This is a genomic window from Streptomyces sp. NPDC050636 (assembly GCF_040654775.1).
Lineage (GTDB): Bacteria > Actinomycetota > Actinomycetes > Streptomycetales > Streptomycetaceae > Streptomyces.
This window is the reverse complement of record NZ_JBFAIP010000006.1, coordinates 54,471-72,312: the sequence shown is the minus strand read 5'-3', so window position 1 is coordinate 72,312 and position 17,842 is coordinate 54,471. Positions and strand designations below refer to the sequence as shown.

At 67.3% G+C, this 17,842-nt stretch carries 16 protein-coding genes; 7 read left to right on the top strand and 9 right to left on the bottom strand.

The window, feature by feature from the left end; genetic code table 11:
* Nucleotides 1-18: 18 nt before the first annotated feature.
* Nucleotides 19-996, top strand: a complete 978-nt coding sequence (locus AB0I10_RS08865; protein WP_363151646.1) for an ABC transporter substrate-binding protein — start codon at nt 19-21, stop codon at nt 994-996.
* Between the two features lie 271 nt (nt 997-1,267).
* A complete protein-coding gene (locus AB0I10_RS08860) occupies nt 1,268-2,437 on the top strand; it encodes a hypothetical protein (RefSeq protein WP_363151645.1) in 1,170 nt (389 codons plus the stop codon).
* A gap of 55 nt (nt 2,438-2,492) precedes the next feature.
* Here the strand turns inward: AB0I10_RS08860 and AB0I10_RS08855 are convergent, their stop codons facing one another.
* The gene (locus tag AB0I10_RS08855) at nt 2,493-3,947 is read right to left on the bottom strand and encodes a PLP-dependent aminotransferase family protein (RefSeq protein ID WP_363151644.1); all 1,455 of its coding nucleotides are present in this window, start codon (nt 3,945-3,947) and stop codon (nt 2,493-2,495) included.
* A 46-nt stretch (nt 3,948-3,993) separates the two neighbouring features.
* Between AB0I10_RS08855 and AB0I10_RS08850 the strand changes: the two genes are divergently transcribed.
* Nucleotides 3,994-4,479, top strand: a complete 486-nt coding sequence (locus tag AB0I10_RS08850) for a carboxymuconolactone decarboxylase family protein (protein WP_363151643.1) — start codon at nt 3,994-3,996, stop codon at nt 4,477-4,479.
* Between the two features lie 136 nt (nt 4,480-4,615).
* On the opposite strand, the gene AB0I10_RS08845 is transcribed toward AB0I10_RS08850, so the two are convergent.
* Genes AB0I10_RS08845 through AB0I10_RS08835 form a run of 3 tightly spaced genes read right to left on the bottom strand, consistent with a single transcriptional unit; the run spans nt 4,616 to nt 6,258 of the window.
* Nucleotides 4,616-5,377 (bottom strand): isocitrate lyase/phosphoenolpyruvate mutase family protein, encoded by a 762-nt coding sequence (locus AB0I10_RS08845; RefSeq protein ID WP_363151642.1) that lies wholly within the window; start codon nt 5,375-5,377, stop codon nt 4,616-4,618.
* A complete protein-coding gene (locus AB0I10_RS08840) occupies nt 5,374-5,823 on the bottom strand; it encodes a carboxymuconolactone decarboxylase family protein (protein WP_363151641.1) in 450 nt (149 codons plus the stop codon). Before AB0I10_RS08840 ends, AB0I10_RS08845 begins: the two co-directional genes overlap by 4 nt.
* 3 nt (nt 5,824-5,826) lie before the next feature.
* On the bottom strand, nt 5,827-6,258 hold the full coding sequence (locus AB0I10_RS08835; protein ID WP_363151640.1) for a carboxymuconolactone decarboxylase family protein: 432 nt from the start codon (nt 6,256-6,258) through the stop codon (nt 5,827-5,829).
* Nucleotides 6,259-6,404: 146 nt separating this feature from the next.
* Here AB0I10_RS08835 and AB0I10_RS08830 point away from each other — a divergent pair, with 146 nt between their 5' ends.
* Nucleotides 6,405-7,931 (top strand): PLP-dependent aminotransferase family protein, encoded by a 1,527-nt coding sequence (locus AB0I10_RS08830; RefSeq protein WP_363151639.1) that lies wholly within the window; start codon nt 6,405-6,407, stop codon nt 7,929-7,931.
* Nucleotides 7,932-7,937: 6 nt separating this feature from the next.
* Here AB0I10_RS08830 and AB0I10_RS08825 read toward each other — a convergent pair whose 3' ends face one another.
* Complete coding sequence (locus AB0I10_RS08825; protein ID WP_363151638.1) at nt 7,938-8,150, bottom strand: winged helix-turn-helix domain-containing protein; 213 nt, start codon at nt 8,148-8,150, stop codon at nt 7,938-7,940.
* A gap of 165 nt (nt 8,151-8,315) precedes the next feature.
* On the opposite strand from AB0I10_RS08825, the gene AB0I10_RS08820 reads away from it, so the two are divergent.
* From AB0I10_RS08820 to AB0I10_RS08810, 3 genes are all read left to right on the top strand, one after another.
* Complete coding sequence (locus AB0I10_RS08820) at nt 8,316-8,534, top strand: hypothetical protein (protein WP_363151637.1); 219 nt, start codon at nt 8,316-8,318, stop codon at nt 8,532-8,534.
* Nucleotides 8,531-8,827 carry a hypothetical protein gene (locus tag AB0I10_RS08815; protein WP_363151636.1) on the top strand — a complete coding sequence of 99 codons (297 nt, stop codon included), beginning with the start codon at nt 8,531-8,533 and terminating at the stop codon, nt 8,825-8,827. Before AB0I10_RS08820 ends, AB0I10_RS08815 begins: the two co-directional genes overlap by 4 nt.
* Before the next feature lie 172 nt (nt 8,828-8,999).
* On the top strand, nt 9,000-9,857 hold the full coding sequence (locus tag AB0I10_RS08810) for a GNAT family N-acetyltransferase (RefSeq protein WP_363151635.1): 858 nt from the start codon (nt 9,000-9,002) through the stop codon (nt 9,855-9,857).
* A 21-nt stretch (nt 9,858-9,878) separates the two neighbouring features.
* On the opposite strand, the gene AB0I10_RS08805 is transcribed toward AB0I10_RS08810, so the two are convergent.
* The 4 genes from AB0I10_RS08805 to AB0I10_RS08790 form a co-directional block, all read right to left on the bottom strand.
* On the bottom strand, nt 9,879-10,433 hold the full coding sequence (locus AB0I10_RS08805) for a GNAT family N-acetyltransferase (protein WP_363151634.1): 555 nt from the start codon (nt 10,431-10,433) through the stop codon (nt 9,879-9,881).
* Between the two features lie 110 nt (nt 10,434-10,543).
* Nucleotides 10,544-11,248, bottom strand: coding sequence for a hypothetical protein (locus AB0I10_RS08800; protein ID WP_363151633.1), 705 nt, complete (start codon nt 11,246-11,248; stop codon nt 10,544-10,546).
* Nucleotides 11,249-12,325: 1,077 nt separating this feature from the next.
* Nucleotides 12,326-12,883 (bottom strand): hypothetical protein, encoded by a 558-nt coding sequence (locus AB0I10_RS08795; protein ID WP_363151772.1) that lies wholly within the window; start codon nt 12,881-12,883, stop codon nt 12,326-12,328.
* Nucleotides 12,884-12,898: 15 nt separating this feature from the next.
* The gene (locus AB0I10_RS08790; RefSeq protein ID WP_363151632.1) at nt 12,899-17,656 is read right to left on the bottom strand and encodes a DUF6531 domain-containing protein; all 4,758 of its coding nucleotides are present in this window, start codon (nt 17,654-17,656) and stop codon (nt 12,899-12,901) included.
* Nucleotides 17,657-17,842 lie beyond the last annotated feature (186 nt).

Below are 17,842 nucleotides of genomic sequence, written 5' to 3'. Positions count from 1 at the left end.
GTAAGGGACTTGAACGAGATGAAGCGCACCAAGCTCAGAAACAAGCGGATCGGTGCTGTCGTCGCTGCGGGCGTCGGCACCCTCGGCCTCCTGGCCCTCACCGGCTGCGGCGCCGCCAAGACCGGCGGCTCCGCGGGCGGCTCCGACAAGGTCACCATCGCCGTCCCGTCCTGGGTCGGCGCGCAGGCCAACGCCGAGGTCGTCAAGGCCCTCCTGGAGGAGGAGGTGGGCGTCAAGAAGGTCGAGCTCAAGACCATGGACGAGCCCATCGGCTGGGACGCCCTGAACAACGGCAAGGCCGACGCCATCCTGGAGGACTGGGACGGCCAGCCGGAGAAGCAGAAGCTGTACCTGGACCAGAAGAAGAGCGTCGTCAAGGGCGGCGACCTGGGCGTCACCGGCCACATCGGCTGGTTCATCCCGAAGTACTACGCCGACGCCCACCCCGAGGCGAAGACCGTCGAGGGCCTGAACAAGCTGGCCAAGGAATTCAAGACCTCCGAGTCCGGCGACAAGGGCGAGTTCCTCGGTGCGGCCCCGTCGTACACCACGTACGACGAGTACCTCATCAAGAACCTCAAGCTGGACTTCAAGATCAAGGAGACCGGCAACGAGGCCGCCCAGATCAAGGAGATCCAGCAGAAGTACAAGAACAAGCAGCCCTTCGTCACGTACTTCTGGGAGCCGCAGTGGCTGAACAACGACGTTGACCTCGTGGAGGTGAAGTTCCCCGAGTTCAAGGAGGGCTGCAACGAGCCCAAGGAGAAGACGGAGTGCGGCTACGCCAACACTCCGCTCCAGAAGTACTTCAACGCCGACTTCGCCAAGGACGGCGGCGACGCTGCCAAGTTCCTGAAGAACTTCAAGTGGACGACCGAGCAGCAGAACGAGGTCGCCAAGTACATCGCCAAGGACAAGATGTCCGGCGAGGAAGCCGCGAAGAAGTGGATCGCCGACAACAAGTCGACGTGGCAGGCGTGGCTGCCGAAGAAGTAGCCGCCGGTTTTTGACGAGTCAGCGGCTTTGACGAGCCAGCGGCTTTGACGAGCCAGCGGCTTTGACGAGTCAGCGGCTTTTTGGTGAACCGCGCCCGGGGCGCGGGTCCGTTGGGGGATACGGACCCGCGCCCCGGGCGCGTTCTCAAGGCGCACTCTGCACTCCCGCTGCGCCCTGGCCGTCCACCAGGCGTGCTGTGACGGCATAGTAGGACGCGCCCCCGACGGGGGGCATGACACCTAACGGGCACGCACCTGGGGGACTCCGCTCCATGCCATTCATACGCCGTTCCACCGCTGCGGCCGCCGCGGTCGCCGCCCTGCTCGCGGTCACCGCCACCGCCTGCGGTCCCAGCGACGACAACGCCTCGGCGGCGCCGGACAGTTCCGTCGCCGAAGAGAAGGGCGGGGGCGCCGGGGGGCTCAAGCTTCCGAAGGGCGTACCGACCAGCATCGACGACCTGAAGAAGTGGAAGGACGGCGGCTGGCAGGACTGGGACAACTGGGCCCGCAAGGCGCAGGACTTCGCCAACCCGATCATCGAGGACCACTGGAAGTCGGACCGGCTGGCGAAGGCCAAGGCCGCCCCCGACGTCAGCGTGAAGGCCACCGGCTTCGGCAGCGAGTACGACGCCACCGACCCGGAGCCGCGCCCGGTCACCGCCGAGCAGGTCGCCCGGCCGTACCACCGGCACATGGCGCCGGTCGGGAAGATCTTCTTCGACAGCCCGGACGGCCCGCGGGTCTGCTCCGGCACGGTCGTCGAGGACCCGGCGCACCCGGGCAAGTCCAGCCTGGTGTGGACGGCGGGCCACTGTGTGCACTCCGGCAAGCAGGGCGGCTGGATGCGGAACATCGTCTTCGTGCCGTCGTACAACGACAACGGTGTGCCGATGAGCCAGGTCGGGCAGACACCGGCGCAGCAGGTCACGCCGTACGGCCGGTTCTGGGCCGACTGGATCACCACCTCCGGTGAGTGGCTCAACATGGGCAGCGAGGAGACCGGCAACGGCGGCTCCGCGTACGACTTCGCGGTGCTGCATGTGAAGCCGGAGAACGGCAGTGGCAAGTCGCTCCAGGAGACGGTGGGGGCCGCCGCCCAGGTCTGGTTCAACGCCCCGTCCGCCGACGGCATCAGCTCGCTGGACGCCTTCGGGTACCCCGCGGCGCCGCCGTACGACGGCGCCCGGATGATGAACTGCCCCGCCCGCCCCGGCCGCCTCACGATGCAGCAGGGCACGCCCGCCATGCACCGCATCGGCTGCACGATGACCGGCGGTACGTCGGGCGGCGGCTGGTTCGTCAACCGCGGTGGCAAGCTGACGCTGGTGTCCAACTCGTCGATCAGCTCGAATGCGCACACCTGGCTGGCGGGGCCGCACCTGGGGCCGGAGGCGGAGCGCGTGTTCAACGGGATCAGCCGGAAGTTCGCGGGGCAGTAGGCCGGCACCCTCGTGCGGAGGGGCGGTCCCTTGCGGGGCCGCCCGTTCGGCGTTCCTACGCCCCCAGCGGCAGCGCCCGGCACAAGGCTTCCAGGGCGCCGGGGTACGTGTGCTCGGGCGGCGTCGCATAGCCGATGACCAGGCCGTGTCGGGGCGGCATGGTGGCGTCCGGATGGCGGTACTCGGAGAGCGTGTCCAGGGCCAGGCCCTGCCAGCGGGCGGCGCGCAGGGCGGCGCTTTCGTCGGACCGGGTGGCGCCGTCCGGGAGTTGGAGCACCGCGTGCAGGCCGGCGGCGATGCCGGTGACGTGGAGGTGGGGGGCGTGCCCGGCGACCGCTTCGACGAGCTGGTCGCGGCGTCGGCGGTAACGCTGGCGCATACGGCGGATGTGCCGGTCGTACGAGCCGGAGGCGATGAAGTCCGCCAGGGTCAGCTGGTCCGTGACGCCCGCCCACGCCTCCCGTTCGCCCTTCGCCTCCAGTACGGCGTCCACCAGGCGGTCGGGCAGCACCATCCAGCCCAGGCGGAGGGCGGGGGACAGGCTCTTGCTGACCGAGCCCAGGTGGATGACGTGTTCCGGGTCCAGGCCCTGGAGGGCGCCGACCGGTTTGCGGTCGTAGCGGAACTCGCCGTCGTAATCGTCCTCTAGAACATAACTCCCCGTGGATCGCGCCCAGTTGATGGTCTGAGCGCGGCGGTCGGGGTGCAGGGGGACGCCGGTGGGGAACTGGTGGGCGGGGGTGAGGAGCGCCGCCCGTACGCCGCTGAGGGAAGCCAACTCACGTGAATCCGCGCCCAGTTCGTCCACCCTGACCGGGTGGCTCCGGATGCCCGCCGTGGCCAGGAGGGAGCGGTGGAAGGGGAGGCCGTACGACTCGACGGCGAGTGGGCCCGGCAGTACGGCGGGGAACAGCAGCCGCAGCGCATGGGCGAAGCCCGAGCAGACGACGATGCGTTCGGGGTCGGTGCGTACGCCACGCGTGCGGGCCAGGTAGTCGGCGAGGGCCTGGCGCAGCTCGGGGCGGCCGCGCGGGTCGCCGGGGCCGAAGGCATCGTTCGGGGCGGCGGACAGCGCACGACGGGCGGCGGCGAGCCAGGCGGTGCGCGGGAAGGATGTGGCGTCCGGCTGGCCCTGGAGCAGGCTGTACGCGGGGCGACTCGCCGGGGCGCGGCGGGCGGGCGCGCGGGCGGGCGCGAGCGGCTCGGCACGGTAGGCGACCAGGGTGCCGGAGCCTTGGCGCGCGCTGAGCCAGCCCTCGGCGACCAGCTCCGCGTACGCGTCGGCGACGGTGTTGCGCGCGATGCCGAGGTCGGCGGCGAGCGAGCGGTAGGCCGGCAGACGGGTGCCGGGGGCCAGCCGGCCGCTCCGTACGGCGTCCCGCAGCGCCCGGATGAGGACGGCGCGGCGGCTGCCGGGGCCGGTCAGGTCCAGATGCAGATCGGCGCCCAGGCTCTCCGCGAGATGGACCTGATCGATCTGGTTGGCCTGATTGACCCATGATTCTGGCATGGAAATGCACCCTACAGCCGGTCGCCTGTGCTCATAGATTCAAGGCATGACGAACGAAACGCACAGCAACGACGCAGCGGTCCGCAGCCCCCGGGTGAACTTCGCCAAGGCCGCCCCCAAGGCTTTCAAGGCCCTCATAGGGTTCGACGCCGCCGCCCGCGAGGGACTCGACCCCGCCCTGGTCGAACTGGTCCAGATCCGCTCCTCCCAGCTCAACAAGTGCGCGTACTGCCTGCACATGCACACCACCGATGCCCGCAAGGCGGGCGAGAGCGAGGAGCGGCTGCACATGGTCGCCGTCTGGGAGGAGGCGGCGCACTTCTTCAGCGCGAAGGAGCGGGCGGCGCTGGCGCTCACCGAGGCCGTGACGCTGGTGTCGCACGGCGGCGTCCCGGACGCGGTGTACCAGCGGGCCGCCCGGCACTTCGACGAGCCGGAGCTGGCCCGGCTGCTGGCCCTGATCTTCATGATCAACACCTGGAACCGGATCGCGATCAGCACGGGGAAGGTGCCGGGGACGGACGAGCGGTGAGGGAACCGGGAACCGGGGACGGGGGCGAGGGGCGACCGGTTGCGGATCCGGGGCGTCCCCTGCGCGCCCCCGGCCCGCTCCGGCCCCCGACTTGCTCGTCTCCGCCCCTCCACCTCGCTCATCTCCGGCCCGCCCGTCACCCCTCCGCGCGCAGCCCGTCCCGTATGCGCTCCGCCAGTCCCGCGACCGCCGTCATCGCTTGACGCTGCAACCCCGGCCCGAAGGTGACCCGGGACGCACCCAGGGCGCCCAGCTCACGCGGTGAGGGGCCGCCCGACGTCACCACGGCGTTGACCGGGAGGCCGATACCGGCGGCCAGTTCGGCCAGCAGCGGAGGCGGGGCGAGGATCGGATAGACGCAGTCGGCGCCCGCCTCGGCGTACAGCCGACCGCGACGCACCGCCTCCTCCACGCTCTCCACGCCCTCGACGCCCTTCACGCCCTCGACACCCCGCAGGAACGTATCGATCCGGGCGTTGATCACCAGCGCGTCGCCCGCCTCGGCCCGTACCCGCGCCAGCCAGTCCGCCTGCTCCTGCGCATCCCGGAGGGCGCCGGACGCATGGTCGGAGTCCTCCAGGTTGCAGCCCACCGCCCCGGCGTCCGCGAGCCGCCCCACCAACTCCTTTGCGGACAGCCCGTATCCGGCCTCCACATCCGCCGTGACGGGCACATCCACGGCCCGCACGATCCGCGCGACGGCCGCGAACATCTCATCGGGCGGCGTCTGCCCGTCCTCGTAACCGAGCGACGCGGCCACGCCCGCGCTGGGGGTGGCCAGCGCCGGAAACCCCGCGTCCGCGAACACCTTCGCACTGGCCGCGTCCCAGGGGCCCGGCAGGACCAGCGGCAGTTCCGGGCCGTGGTGCAGGGCGCGCAGCGCCTCGGCCGGGGTCACAGCAACTGCCCCGGAGGCTGGCGGACGGTGACATTGACCCGGTTCCAATTGTTGATCGCGACGATCACCGCTATGAGGTGGGCCAGTTCGCGTTCGTCGAAGTGGGCGGCGGCGCGTTCGTAGACCGCGTCGGGGACGGACCCTTCGGTGAGGAGGGTGACGGCTTCGGTGAGGGCGAGGGCCGCCTGCTCACGCTCTGAGTAGAGGGCGCCCGCCTCCTCCCAGGCCGGCAGCAGATCGATCCGCTGCTGCGCCACGCCCGCCTCGTGCAGATTGTTGACGTGCATATCGATGCAGAACGCGCACCGGTTGAGCTGCGAGGCGCGCAGCACGACCAGCTCGCTCAGGACCGGGTCGCCCAGGCCCTTCTTGGCGGCCAACGTCAGCCGGAGCTGGGCCTCATAGAACGTGCGCTGCTGGCCCCAGAACTTCATACGATGGGTCATCGGTCAGTCCTGCCCCGGAGCCATGCGGGTGCTCACACCGAAGCGGTTCCAGGCGTTGATGGTGGTGATCAGGGCGATCAACTGGGCCAGTTCGGCTTCTTCGAAGTGGGCGGCGGCGCGCTCGTACACGTCGTCGGGAACAAAGCCATCCGTCAGGACGGTGATCGCCTCGGTGAGGGCGAGGGCGGCCTGCTCCTTCTCCGTGTAGAAGCCGGTCGCTTCCTCCCAGGCGTTGAGGAGATAGACCCGCTCCTCCGTCTCACCCGCCTTCCGCGCGTCCTTGATATGCATATCGATACAGAACGCGCAGTGGTTGACCTGCGACGCACGGATCTTGACCAGCTCGACCAGCGTCGGGTCGAGCCCTCGCTTCGCCGCCACCTCCAGTGCGATCATGGCCTTGAAAACCTCGGGCGCGAGCTTCGCCCAGTGCATCCGCGGACCATGTGCCGCACCTGCTGCCGTACCTGTTGCCGTGCCTGCGGCCGCATTCGCTGCCGCATTCGCTGCCGTATTTGGTGTCTCCGTCGTCATGGCTACGACGCTACGGCGCCAGTGGCACAGCTGTATGGTCCACTTCCATGGACAATTCCTGGGCCACTTTCGGGCGTGATCTGCACCTGGACCTCACCGGCCCGGGCGGTCTGCGGGCCGCCCTGATGCACGCGCTGCGCGAGGCCGTACGGACCGGGCGGCTGGCTCCCGGCACCCGTCTGCCGTCCTCCCGCTCGCTCGCCGCCGACCTCGGCATCGCCCGTAACACCGTCGCCGACGCATACGCCGAGCTGGTCGCGGAGGGCTGGCTGAGCGCCCGCCAGGGCTCCGGCACCCACGTCGCGGAGCGGACGTTGCCGCGAGCCACTCCGTCGGCCCGGCGCGCCCCCGACCGGGCCCGCCGCCCCGACCGGCCGCGCTTCGACCTCACCCCCGGCACCCCCGACGTCTCCTCCTTCCCGCGCACCGCCTGGCTGGCTGCCGCCCGCCGCGCGCTGACCGCCGCCCCCAACGAGGCGTTCGGCTACGGCACTCCCGCGGGCCGCCCCGAACTGCGCACCGTCCTCGCCGACTACCTCGCCCGCGCCCGTGGCGTACGCGCCGACCCGGACCGCATCGTCGTCTGCGCTGGGTTCATGCAGGGACTGGGGCTGCTCAGCCGGGCGCTGCGCGGGGAAGACGGCGGCCCGACGGGATGGCAGGGAGCGGGCCGGGGACGCACCGCGCACGGTTCCCGGAACCCCCGCCGCCCCGGTGAGGTCTGGCGCCAGGGCGACGGCCAGCTGGCCGTCGAGTCGTACGGCCTCGACTTCCACCGCAACGTCATCACCCGCGCCGGCCTCCGCACCGTCCCCCTCCCGGTCGACGAACACGGCGCCGACACGGGGGAGTTGACCGCCCTCGACGACGTACGCGCGGCCCTGCTCACCCCCGCCCACCAGTTCCCGACCGGCGTCCCGCTGCACCCCGACCGGCGCGCCGCCGCCGTCAACTGGGCGCGCGCCACCGGGGGTTTCATCCTGGAGGACGACTACGACGGCGAGCTCCGCTACGACCGTCAGCCGGTCGGCGCCCTCCAGGGCCTGGACCCCGACCACGTCGTCTACATGGGCACCGCCAGCAAGAGCCTCGCTCCCGCGCTACGCCTGGCCTGGATGGTCCTCCCGGACCGCCTCGTCGACCGTGTCCTCGCCGTCAAACGCACCGGCGAATGGCAGTCCGGCTCGCTGGACCAGCTCACCCTCGCCGAGTTCCTGTCCTCCGGCGCGTACGACCGCCATCTGCGCGGTATGCGCCTGCGCTACCGGCGCCGCCGCGACCAACTGGTGGCGGCCCTGTCCGAACACGCCCCGCACGTCCGCATCTCCGGCATCGCGGCCGGCCTGCACGCCATCCTCGAACTCCCGCCCGGCACCGAACAGTCCATCGTCCAGGCCGCCCGCTGGCAGGGCCTGGCCGTCCAGGGCCTGACCATGTTCACGGACCCGGCGGGGACGGCGGTACCGCGCGATGCGCTGGTGGTGGCGTACGGGACGCCACCGGAGCACTCGTTCGCGAGCGTGCTGGATGCGTTGCTGCGGGCGTTGCCGCCGGCTGAGCCCGACCCGCGCTGACCGGCTTCAGAGAACGAACGTCCCCTTGTTGGGCAGCGTGACCACAAGGCCCCGCTCCCTCAGCTCCGCCACGGCGCGGCGAGCGGTTCCGGGGGCAACCCCGTACTGACTGCCCATGTCCCGCTCATTCGGCAGGCGTGCACCCTTCGGCAGCTGACCCGACTTGATCTCCGCTTCCACGGCGTCAGCAACTCGCATGTAGACGTAGCCGATTTCCATAGCCCGAACATACGGCCGTGCACTACCCCCAGCATCCGCAGGTGGCGACATGGGGCTACCTACAGCGGTATGTAGTGGCCTATGGTGGCTGTGTCATGGAAAGGCCCCGGGAACCGCGCTATCGGTTCCCGGGGCCAACGCCGATCGCTGTAAGGAGCGACCGACATGCGAATGCTATTCGAGTTAGTGGCAAGGCTGCTCTTCCCCGCGCACGGGAAGCACCGTGCCGACACCCCGCCGACAGCACCTCTGCCGACTTGGCCCGAGGCTGCCCCCGTCCGCAGGCTCGTACGGACGACACAGCCGGTGATCCAGATCTTCGACGGGGACGCGACGGCAACGGTCCGTCCGTACGTCCTCACTGCGGAAGGAGCGGGCTGGTGACCGGCCTTCGTCGCCTTCCGTGGGACGGCCCGGAGGGCAAACCCGCGTTCCTCTCGGCGGACGACAGTCATTCCCTGCTGTCCCGGCTGGCAGATGAGGTGGAGCAGGGGCAGCTCGACGCGGCACAGACAGTCGTCCGGCTCGCACGCGAACTGCTAGGCGGCACGAGGGCCGCCGCGCCCGACGAGGTGCGTTTCGCGGCGATCAGACTGATCGAGTGCCTCACAGACACACTGAGGGTCGCTGAAGCCCGGGGCGCGAGCATCCCGGCGCAACCGGACGACACTGGCTGACGACCCTGACTGACGGCGCGTAACCGGGCTTGTGCAGGGCCGGAGGCGCCGCCCGTGCCGCGTAACCGTCGGGCCGCGCCCGCGCGGTCGGCCGGATTGCCCCGGGGGCGTCCCGCGCGTTTCATGGAAGGAGAGCCCTCGGCGGACGTCCGGCCAGGAGGGAGCGGCGATCGTGGATCTCGTACTGCGCCCAGGACGGGCGGACGATGCGGCGGACTGCGGCAGGATCTGCTTCGAGGCCTTCGCCGGAATCGCCCGCGAGCACGGATTCCCCTCCTCCGTCCCTGGCCCGGACGCGGCCACGGGAATGGTCGAGATGATGCTGAACCACCCCGGCATCTACAGCGTCGTCGCCGAGCGCGACGGCGAGATCATGGGCAGCAACTTCCTCGACGAACGGTCGCCCGTCGTCGGCGTCGGGCCGGTCACCGTGGCCCCCGGCGCCCAGAACGGCGGCATCGGACGTCGCCTGATGCTGGACGTCATGCAGCGGGCGGACGAACGGCACGCACCCGGCATCCGGCTGCTGCAAAGCGGCTACCACTCCCGGTCGTTCGCGCTCTACGCCGGCCTCGGGTTCGAGTTCCGCGAAACCATGGCCTGCCTTCAGGGACCGCCGATCGGCGAGACGGTGTCCGGGTACGAGGTGCGACCGGCGACGGATGCGGACCTGGCGGCCTGCAACGAGGTGTGCCGGAGGGTGCACGGGATCGACCGCGGCGGGGAGCTCGCCGACGCCCTCAAGACGGGCACGGCACGCGTAACGGTGCACGACGACCGGATCACCGGCTACGCCACGGACCTGTCCTTCTTCGCACACGCGGTCGGCGACACCACCGAGGACATCAGGGCGCTGATCGCCTCGGCTCCGGCCTTCGGCGGCCCCGGCATCCTCGTCCCCGCACGCGACAGCGCCCTGCTCCAATGGGCTCTGCGGAACGGCCTCAAGGTGTCGGAGCTGATGAGCCTGATGACCATCGGGCTCTACAACGAGCCTGCCGGGGCGTACCTTCCGTCGGTCTTCTACTGAAGCCCTTCAACTGACGTCCCGTCACAGCTCCCGCACGAACGACACCCGGTCCAACCCCGGCCCGTCGTAATCGCGTTGCACCGGCACGCCGCCCTCCACCTGGTCGCCCGGCTCCATCCGGAAGCCCATACGGGTGTGGTACGCAATGGAGTTGAGGTTTGTGGGGCTGGTGATGCAGCGGACCTGGGTGCGGCCGAGGGCGCGGACGGTGTGGAAGAAGCGGTGGTAGAGAGTGCGTCCCAGGCCACCGCGCTGGCCTTCGGGGCACACGCCGACGAAGTGGATATACGCGGCCTTCGGGTCCGTCTGGGACAGGAACCCGATGAGGAAGGCGTGGAGGGTTCCGTCGGCGCGCTCGACGAGATAGCTCGTCTCGGCGAAGTGCTGGAGGAACAACCGGGGTACGAGGAGCTGGCGTTGGAGTGCCCCGGCCGCGCCGCCCTGGCCGCCCCACCAGTCGGCCAGGGCCGCTTGGAGTCGCGGGTGGTCGGATCCGGCCGGATGGCGCAGCGTCATACCAGAGGGCAGTGCGGCGAACTCCGGGCTGCCTTCACTGCCTTGAGTGCCTGCGGTCATAAGCGACCCTTCGAACGATGCAACGTCTCCTGTTCCGTCACCCTAAGGGGCCGTACACCGCGACGCCTAAGGGGTTTTCCACGGCCTTATCGCAGGGCCGGTCCCCTTATTCAACCTTTCAAGGAGAGAAGAGAGGTCAGCCACTCAGGCGCGTCTTCGAGCTGAGGTCGATCTGCGGCGGGATGGCTGCCGATGCCTAGGCTGTTTGAACGGTCGTTCAGATTGCCAGGCTCTGCCCAAGATACCCATTTCCTGGTGAATTCGTTCACGGCCCATGCCAGGGCGAGACCCGGGCGGAGCACCGGGGCGCCTTCCCATGACCCACTCAGGGCTGCGGAGCGGAAAATTGCGTCATTCGTTGATGGAAGGGAATCTTTGGTCAGTCCGGTAGCGACAATGAACGCGGAATGAGGGCTATTTGCGAGCAGCGGAGTGCAGCTGCGGGCAATGTCCTCCAGGAGCTCGTCAGGGATATTCCTAGCTTCACGCTCCAGCCGGTCGAGTCGTTCGCGAAAATCGGATCCAGTGGTTGCTGTGACACCTGGGTGGACGTCCATGTCCCGACGCATTTCTGCGGAGATGGTAGACAGCGACAGGGCGTTGACAAAGGCAAGCCCGCGCAGTGAATGCCATCTGCACAAGAGGTCGAGCGCCGAAGTCGTCGACCTCCGGGTTGCGACTCTGACGGGCCAGTCAGATGCCAGGATCGCCGGATGCATGTCGCGCAGACCGGCAGGAACGGGTTTCGGATAGATGAGTCGTTCGCTCTTGTCGTAGTTGAATGACTCGTAACCAGGACGTACGTTTTCCGTCACGGTGTCGGACTACTCCAATTCGGATTGTCGCCAGTCGTGTATTGGAGGATGTCGTATTCCCTCATGTGGTAGCCGTGAATCATTTGGGGCCCTCGGATGATAACTACGGGGTTGCCATCGCTGTTCCTAAGTCCTCGGTCAACGATGAGGACGGCCGGAGCGGCTGTTGCTTCATTTCACCGTCCACCGCAGGCACGACAGTCGGGTCACGCCGTACATCCGGCTCGACCAGCGCCATCAGCGCCGACCGCAGCCACCGGGGGGAGGGATGACTTCAGTCTCCTGAAGCGCGAAATGTGAGCCCAGTAATGTCATATTCTGCAAAATCTCTCGCGCACACCGCAATTCTGTTGCCGGTCATGTCGACACCGCAAAAGTACCTCGGCCCGGGGGCCCGAAGATACAGCAGGTCGATATCGCGAAGAGCATCCTCTGAGCGGCACAGGATGGATTTCTCGGACCCGTTGTACATGATCAACGCATGCGAATGTGAGCCCATTGGAGTCTCTAGGCACTCCTGAATGAACTCGGCGTCGGGGGATTGCGGAATTTTCAACTTGACATGGTGGATCATCCCCCATCGGATCTTGCTCGAACCCCAAGGGAGTGAATTCAGATGCTCATTCAAGATGTCTGAGTATTGCACGCTCAAGATTTCGCCATCGTGCTCCCTTAACCACTCTTTGATGTGCTGGTGATCTACGTAAGCGATAAATCCCACCTTAATTTACGCCTGCGGGAAATGTTGAACTGCATCCCTGCAATCCGACGGGTCCTCTCCGTTAATCACGCCCCATGCTTCCAAGAGTCGCTTCTCTTGGCTCCTTACTTCGCCCACCAGTTCATGAAATCTGAAGCCAGCGGCAGAGATCTTGTCCAAGATTCCTTGGAGCAGGTCGCTCGGCATGCCTTACTGCTCCCTTTTCGCTCGTCTGCGGGTGGTGGACCTCGATATCTCTGAGCAGGGTGGCAAAGCAGGGCAGGCGCAGCCACTCACCAACACATAGGCGATGGCCGCGAGCACGGCCTCATTAGACGTGTTCTGCTCAACGCTTACCCCACCACGTGTGGCACGGTCTAAGTCTCCACTGAGAGGCTCACCTGCTGACGCCAGACTTCGGCGTACTCCAATGTCATGGGCTCGACGTTTCGCGCGCCTGCCAAGTACATAGCCCACCACAGCTCTTCCATGGGAACGCGCGGCTCCCCCTTGGTGTCGACCCAGATTCCGATATTTCCCTGATCGCTGACGGTGGCGTCCCACCAAGACCAGGAACGCAGTTCTGGGTCGAAGGTGTAGATCCACTCCACAGCCTCCCATGGGCGATTGTCCCGCGCTGCGAGATACCGGTTTTTCCCTTCACTGCCGACGGGATCGTCATCGACGCCTTCCGGATGCCCATTGGTGAGAGCCAAAAACCAGGATGGGAGGGAATCAGGTACGACGTTTTCCTCGTCGAAATCTGCTTGACGGGAGATTTCGACGGCTTCGGAAAGGAGGCTCCGCAAGCGTGCTGTGTATTCTGCAGAGTTGGATGCAGGGGTCACGATCAGAAGTCCCAGCAGGTTGATTGGTTCCTGCGTCGTGCGTGCTCCCAAACGTGATAGTTCATTCGTCAGGTCGTAGCGGCTCATGAGTTCCCCTTCACGTTAACTGGCATCGATCACTCTACCGGAACCCGGTATGGCTGCGTTCATGAGAGCGTCGAAGTAGTTCTTTCCGTGTTTGGTGTTATCCGGAAGGCCGAACAGTCCTGGGCCGTCAGACTTATCAGGGGCAACCTTGAGCGCTCGGTTCCAGTCTCGGGCGCTACCTTCCCACCAGCTGGGTTTACGTTGAGGCAGGGAATCACGGTCGATTTCGTCGACGAAGGACTTGGGGACATCGAATGCGATGATCTGGTTTCCCTTGAATGCTTCGGTATGGGAGATGTCGCCCGTCATGTTGAGGTAGAGGGCGCCACTCCCGGAAAGTGAGACGTCTCCGTTTTCGTCGACTGTGAGACGCATGGTTTCCGGAATTGAAGTATCCTGCTTCCGATATACCGTAACTGTGCATTCGGGGGCGAGGCCGAGCGGGTCGCTCCAGATTTTCGGATTGTGGACGTAGGTCGCTGGATTGGGAGCAGGGGCGAGGCCGAGCGGATCGGGGGTGGCGTATCGGGCGGTTTCCGGATCGTAGTAGCGATGGAAATTGTAGTGAAGCCCGGTTTCAGGGTCGAAGTATTGACCGGGGAAGCGAAGGGGGGTGTAGGCGGCGGCGCCTGCATTCCAGGTAGTGGTGCCCCACAGGGTGGTGCGGGTGCGGGCGGCGATGGCGCCTTGTTCGTCGAGGAGTTCGGTAGGGGTGCCGACGAGGTCGGTGACGATGGCGAAGAAGCGCTGATCGATCTCGTGTTGCGGGGCGTGGGCTGTGGTGCGGCGTTCGCGCTGGGTCAGGGGCGTAAGGCCCTGGTGGTCCCAGGTGATCGTCGCTTGCGAAGAGTCGCCGTGGACGAACGTGGTCTGTTCACAAAGGGTGGTGCCGTCCCAGGTGAAGACCACCTGTTCAGCGATGCTTTGGCCGTCCGGGGTGAGGCGTTGCTTAGCAGTGCGGCGGCCGCGGGAGTCGTAGGTGTAGCGCCACGTCGTGCCGTCGGGGGTGATGCAGGCGATCAGGCGGTCTTCGGCGTCCCAGGTGTAGTGCCAGGTGTCTGGCTTACGGGACAGGCGGGTTTTCTGGCGCAGGGTGGTGCGGCCAGCTGCGTCGTATTCGTAGCGGATGCCGCCGGCGCGGTCGATGCGGGTGCCGGTGTAGGTGCGCTCGCCTCGGGCTTCGGGGGTGGGGTGGCGGTCGGGCCAGGTGGCGTGGGTCTGGTTTCCAGCCGCGTCGTAGGCGTAGGTCTCGGTCCAGTTGTGGGCAGAGACGGTGGTGACCCGGCCGGCGGTGTCGAGCTCGAAGCGGCGAACCCCGTTGAGGTGATCATCTATGCCCGTGAGGTAGCCGTCGGCGCGGTAGGTGTATGCGCGGTGCTGGATGGTTTCTGCGGCCGAGCTGACGTGCTGCTCAGTGACGCGGCCGAGTGCGTCGAAGGCGTGGGCGAAGGTGATGCCGCCGAGGCTGCGGGAGAGTTCCTGGCCAGCCGCGTCGTGTGTGAAGGATAGGGTGCGGCCAGAGGCGTCAAGACTGGTACTCCGCCCGGCCGCGTCGTAAGTCCATTGGCTCACCGCGCCCCCGGGGGTGGTGCGGGATATGCGGCGGCCGAGTGCGTCGTAGGAGAATGTGGTGGTGCGGCCGTTCACCGTCTCAGCAACGGCCCTGCCCAACTCATCGCGACTGTAGGTGAGTTGGCTGTCCGGACCGGCTATTTGAGCCAGATGCCCGGCGGCGTCGTAGATGAAATTGGTGACTTCGCCGTCAACGTCCTTGGTGGCTCTGCGGCCCAGCGCGTCGTGGGTGAATCGGATCGTGTGGCCAAGTGCTGTGGTGCGTGAGGTCAGTCGGCCCGCCGCGTCGTGCGTGTACGTCTGGGTGCGGTTGTCGAAGTCCGTCTCGGAGATCAGACGGCCGGCCGCATCGTACTCATACCGCCAGGTCAGTCCCTGGGGATTCGTCACCTTCATGAGCTTGAGTTCGGTGTCGTGGACGAACTCGTGGCGCGCGCCGTCTGGGTCGGTGCGCGCCTTCAGCTGGTCGAAGTGGCCGTACTCGAACGTCGTGACCTGGCCCAAGGGGTCGGTGTGGGAGATGCAGTTGCCCTCGCCGTCGAAGGCCCAGGATTCCTCGGTGGCATCCGGGTTCACCCGGGACTTGAGGAGCCCTTCGGGGGTCCACTGGTAGTGGGTGGCGTTGCCGAGAGGGTCGGTGACGGTGGTGGCACGGCCGAAGAGGTCCCGGCGGAAATGCGTGACGGCGCCAAGAGGGTCGGTGACCGTGAGGGGCAGTCCCGCCGTATCGCACTCGATGCGGGTGGTGTGGCCCAGTGGGTCGGTGACCGAGGTGAGGTGGCCGTATTCGTCGTGGGTGAAGCGAGTGGTTTGGCCGGTGGGGTCGGTGACGGCGATCCGGTTGCCCTTGGCGTCGTACTCCTGGCGGACGGTCCGGCCGTCCGGGCCGGAGACCTGCGCTGGGAGGCCCAGGTCGGTATAGCTGGCAGTGCTGGCGGAGCCGTCCGGGCGGACGGCGGAGATCAGGTGCCCGTCCCCGTCGTAAGTGAGGTGTGTGGTGTTGCCGCGGGGATCGGTGATCCGCAGGGGACGGTCGTGCGCATCGTAGATGGTGCGGGTGGTGTTGCCGAGGGGGTCGGCGACCGCGATGACCTGGAGAAGGCCGTTGATGAGGTACCGGGTTGAGAAACCTTCCCCGTTGGTGTGGGTGTTGGTGCGGTGCCCGGTTTCGGGATCGACTTCGCCATAGGTGAACCGGTTCGCCAGGTGCCCCTCGGCGCCAGACTGGGCCGTACAGCGGTGACGGTCGTCGTAGGCGTACTCGTAGCGGGAATGGTTGGAGTCAACCCAGGCAGTCATCCGGTGGTCGGTGTCGTACTCGAACCGGGTCACCGCGCCCTCGGAGTTGGTGACGCTGGTGAGATTGCCGTCATCGTCGTGCCCGTAGGAGCGGATCAGCTGGTCCGAACCGTCGTCGGCTGCGCCGGCCAGGTGCAGGGCGGTGAGGCGGCCGTGCTCGTCGCAGGTCAGTTTCAGTTCGTAGCCGGCGCTGTGGCGGATCGCGTACGGGGTGCCGGTCTCGTCCGCGTAGTCGAAGGTGATCCGGTGCCCGTTACGGTCCGTGAACTCATCGGGCAGGGCCAGGCCTGGGGCGTGCAGGGCGTTGCTGAAGTAGCGGGTTTGACCCGTCTCTGGGTCGTGGACGGCCCAGTCGTCCTGGTCGGTGCGCGTCAGGGGCCAGCGCGGGCCATTCTTTGGTAGGACCATCTGGCCGGTCTGCGGGATCGGGTAGCGCAGCAGCATCCCGGTCTCGGTGACGAAGACGATTTCTTCGGCGTCGATTTCTAGGCGCTGGTCGACGGTGGAGGACCAGGACGGGCCGATGTGTCGCCCGATACGGGTCGACGACTCGTATCTACGAGTGAAGACCAGCGGCAGGGCGCCAGGCAGTGCGATGTCGTTCTGGACCAAGAACACCTTGCCGGTGGCCAGATCGACCGGGTCAGTGCCGTTCGTGCACTTTTTCTCGTCCTTGCGGGTCTTGTCGTGAGGATCGTCGGCGTCCGCTTGCTTGGCCGCCTCACTCTTCGAAGGTCCCTTGGAATGGGGACCCTTCGAGTTCGGCGACTTGCCGCCGTCGCTGCCGCCCGGGACTGATCCGCCTCCGCCCGGCCTCTTGGGATCGCCCTTGCCGTCCTTCCCAAGACCCTTGAAGTGGTCGGCGAGGCCCTTGTCGTTCTCGTGATGGTTCTTGGCCATCTGCTTGACGCCGCGGGTCATGTTGTCGTCGAGGTGTTTGGCGGTCTTCTTGACGGCGTTCTCGATGCCGTCGATGACCTTGTCGAGCATCGTGTTGGCGGCGTCGGCGATGAAGTCCTTGCCGCGGGTGCGGCCGTGGTGGCTCTTGGCTCGGCCGATCTTGCCGCCGGCCTTGTTGCGGAAGGTGCCGCCGGCGCTCTCCAGGCTGGTGACGACCTTGTCGTGCTCGTCCTTGTCGAAACTGAATCCGCTACCGCCGCCGGAGCTGCTGCTGCCTCCGCCGCCTCGGCGGCCGCCGGCGCTGAGGAGTTCCATGGGGTTGTCGGCGGCGGATTTGGCGGCGTCCTTGGCGTCCGTGACGCCTTGGTTGAAGCCGTCTTTGCCGGCTTTGGCGGTCTGGCCGAGGTCGACGCCGTCTTTGACGCCGAGGGCGTTGGCGCCGAGTTGGACGACGAGGTCGCCGACCATCGAGGCGAGGGCTTCCTCGACGGGGGTGAGGGCGATGCTGATGACCTGTTCGGCGACCTGCTGGCAGACCTCCTTGAAGAGGCGTTTGACGATCATGCGGGTTGCCTGCGTCGCGGCCAGCGCGCCGACCTCGGAGAGCCCGAGGGTGAAGGGGGCTGCGGCCTGGGCGGCGATGACCTCCGCGGCGAGGATGCCCAGCTGGACCACTGCGGCGATCTTGGCGCCTTCGATGAGGATCGCGACGCCGTCCATCGCGGTCGCCGCCATACGGCCGCAGTCGGCGAGGCCCTTGAGGTGCGTGCCGTTGATCTTCGCCCAGTGGGCGTTGAGTGCCTCAATGGCCAGTGAGCCGCCGGCCGTACCGACCAGGCCCTGGATCGCGGTGTGGGCCTCGTTCGCGCCCTCGTCGATGTCGTCGGCGAACTCCCGCATGGCATTGGCCATTTCGCGGTAGTCGTCCTCGTCCACGTTCGGCCACGAGACACCGATCAGGTCGAGCAGCTCATCCGCCCAGCCCGGCAGCACAACACCCATGCGAAACATTCCCCCCGGAAAACCCTTGCCAGATGATCAGACTATTTCAGCTGGGCGAACGGTTCCCCAAGGGCCCTATGAGTCACCTGTGATGACGCCAAATCCGGCAATTCGCCACGGACGGGCCAGCTCATAGGCCGAGTGATTCCTGGGGCGTAGTCCTCTCCTCAGGACCCCCTACGGCCT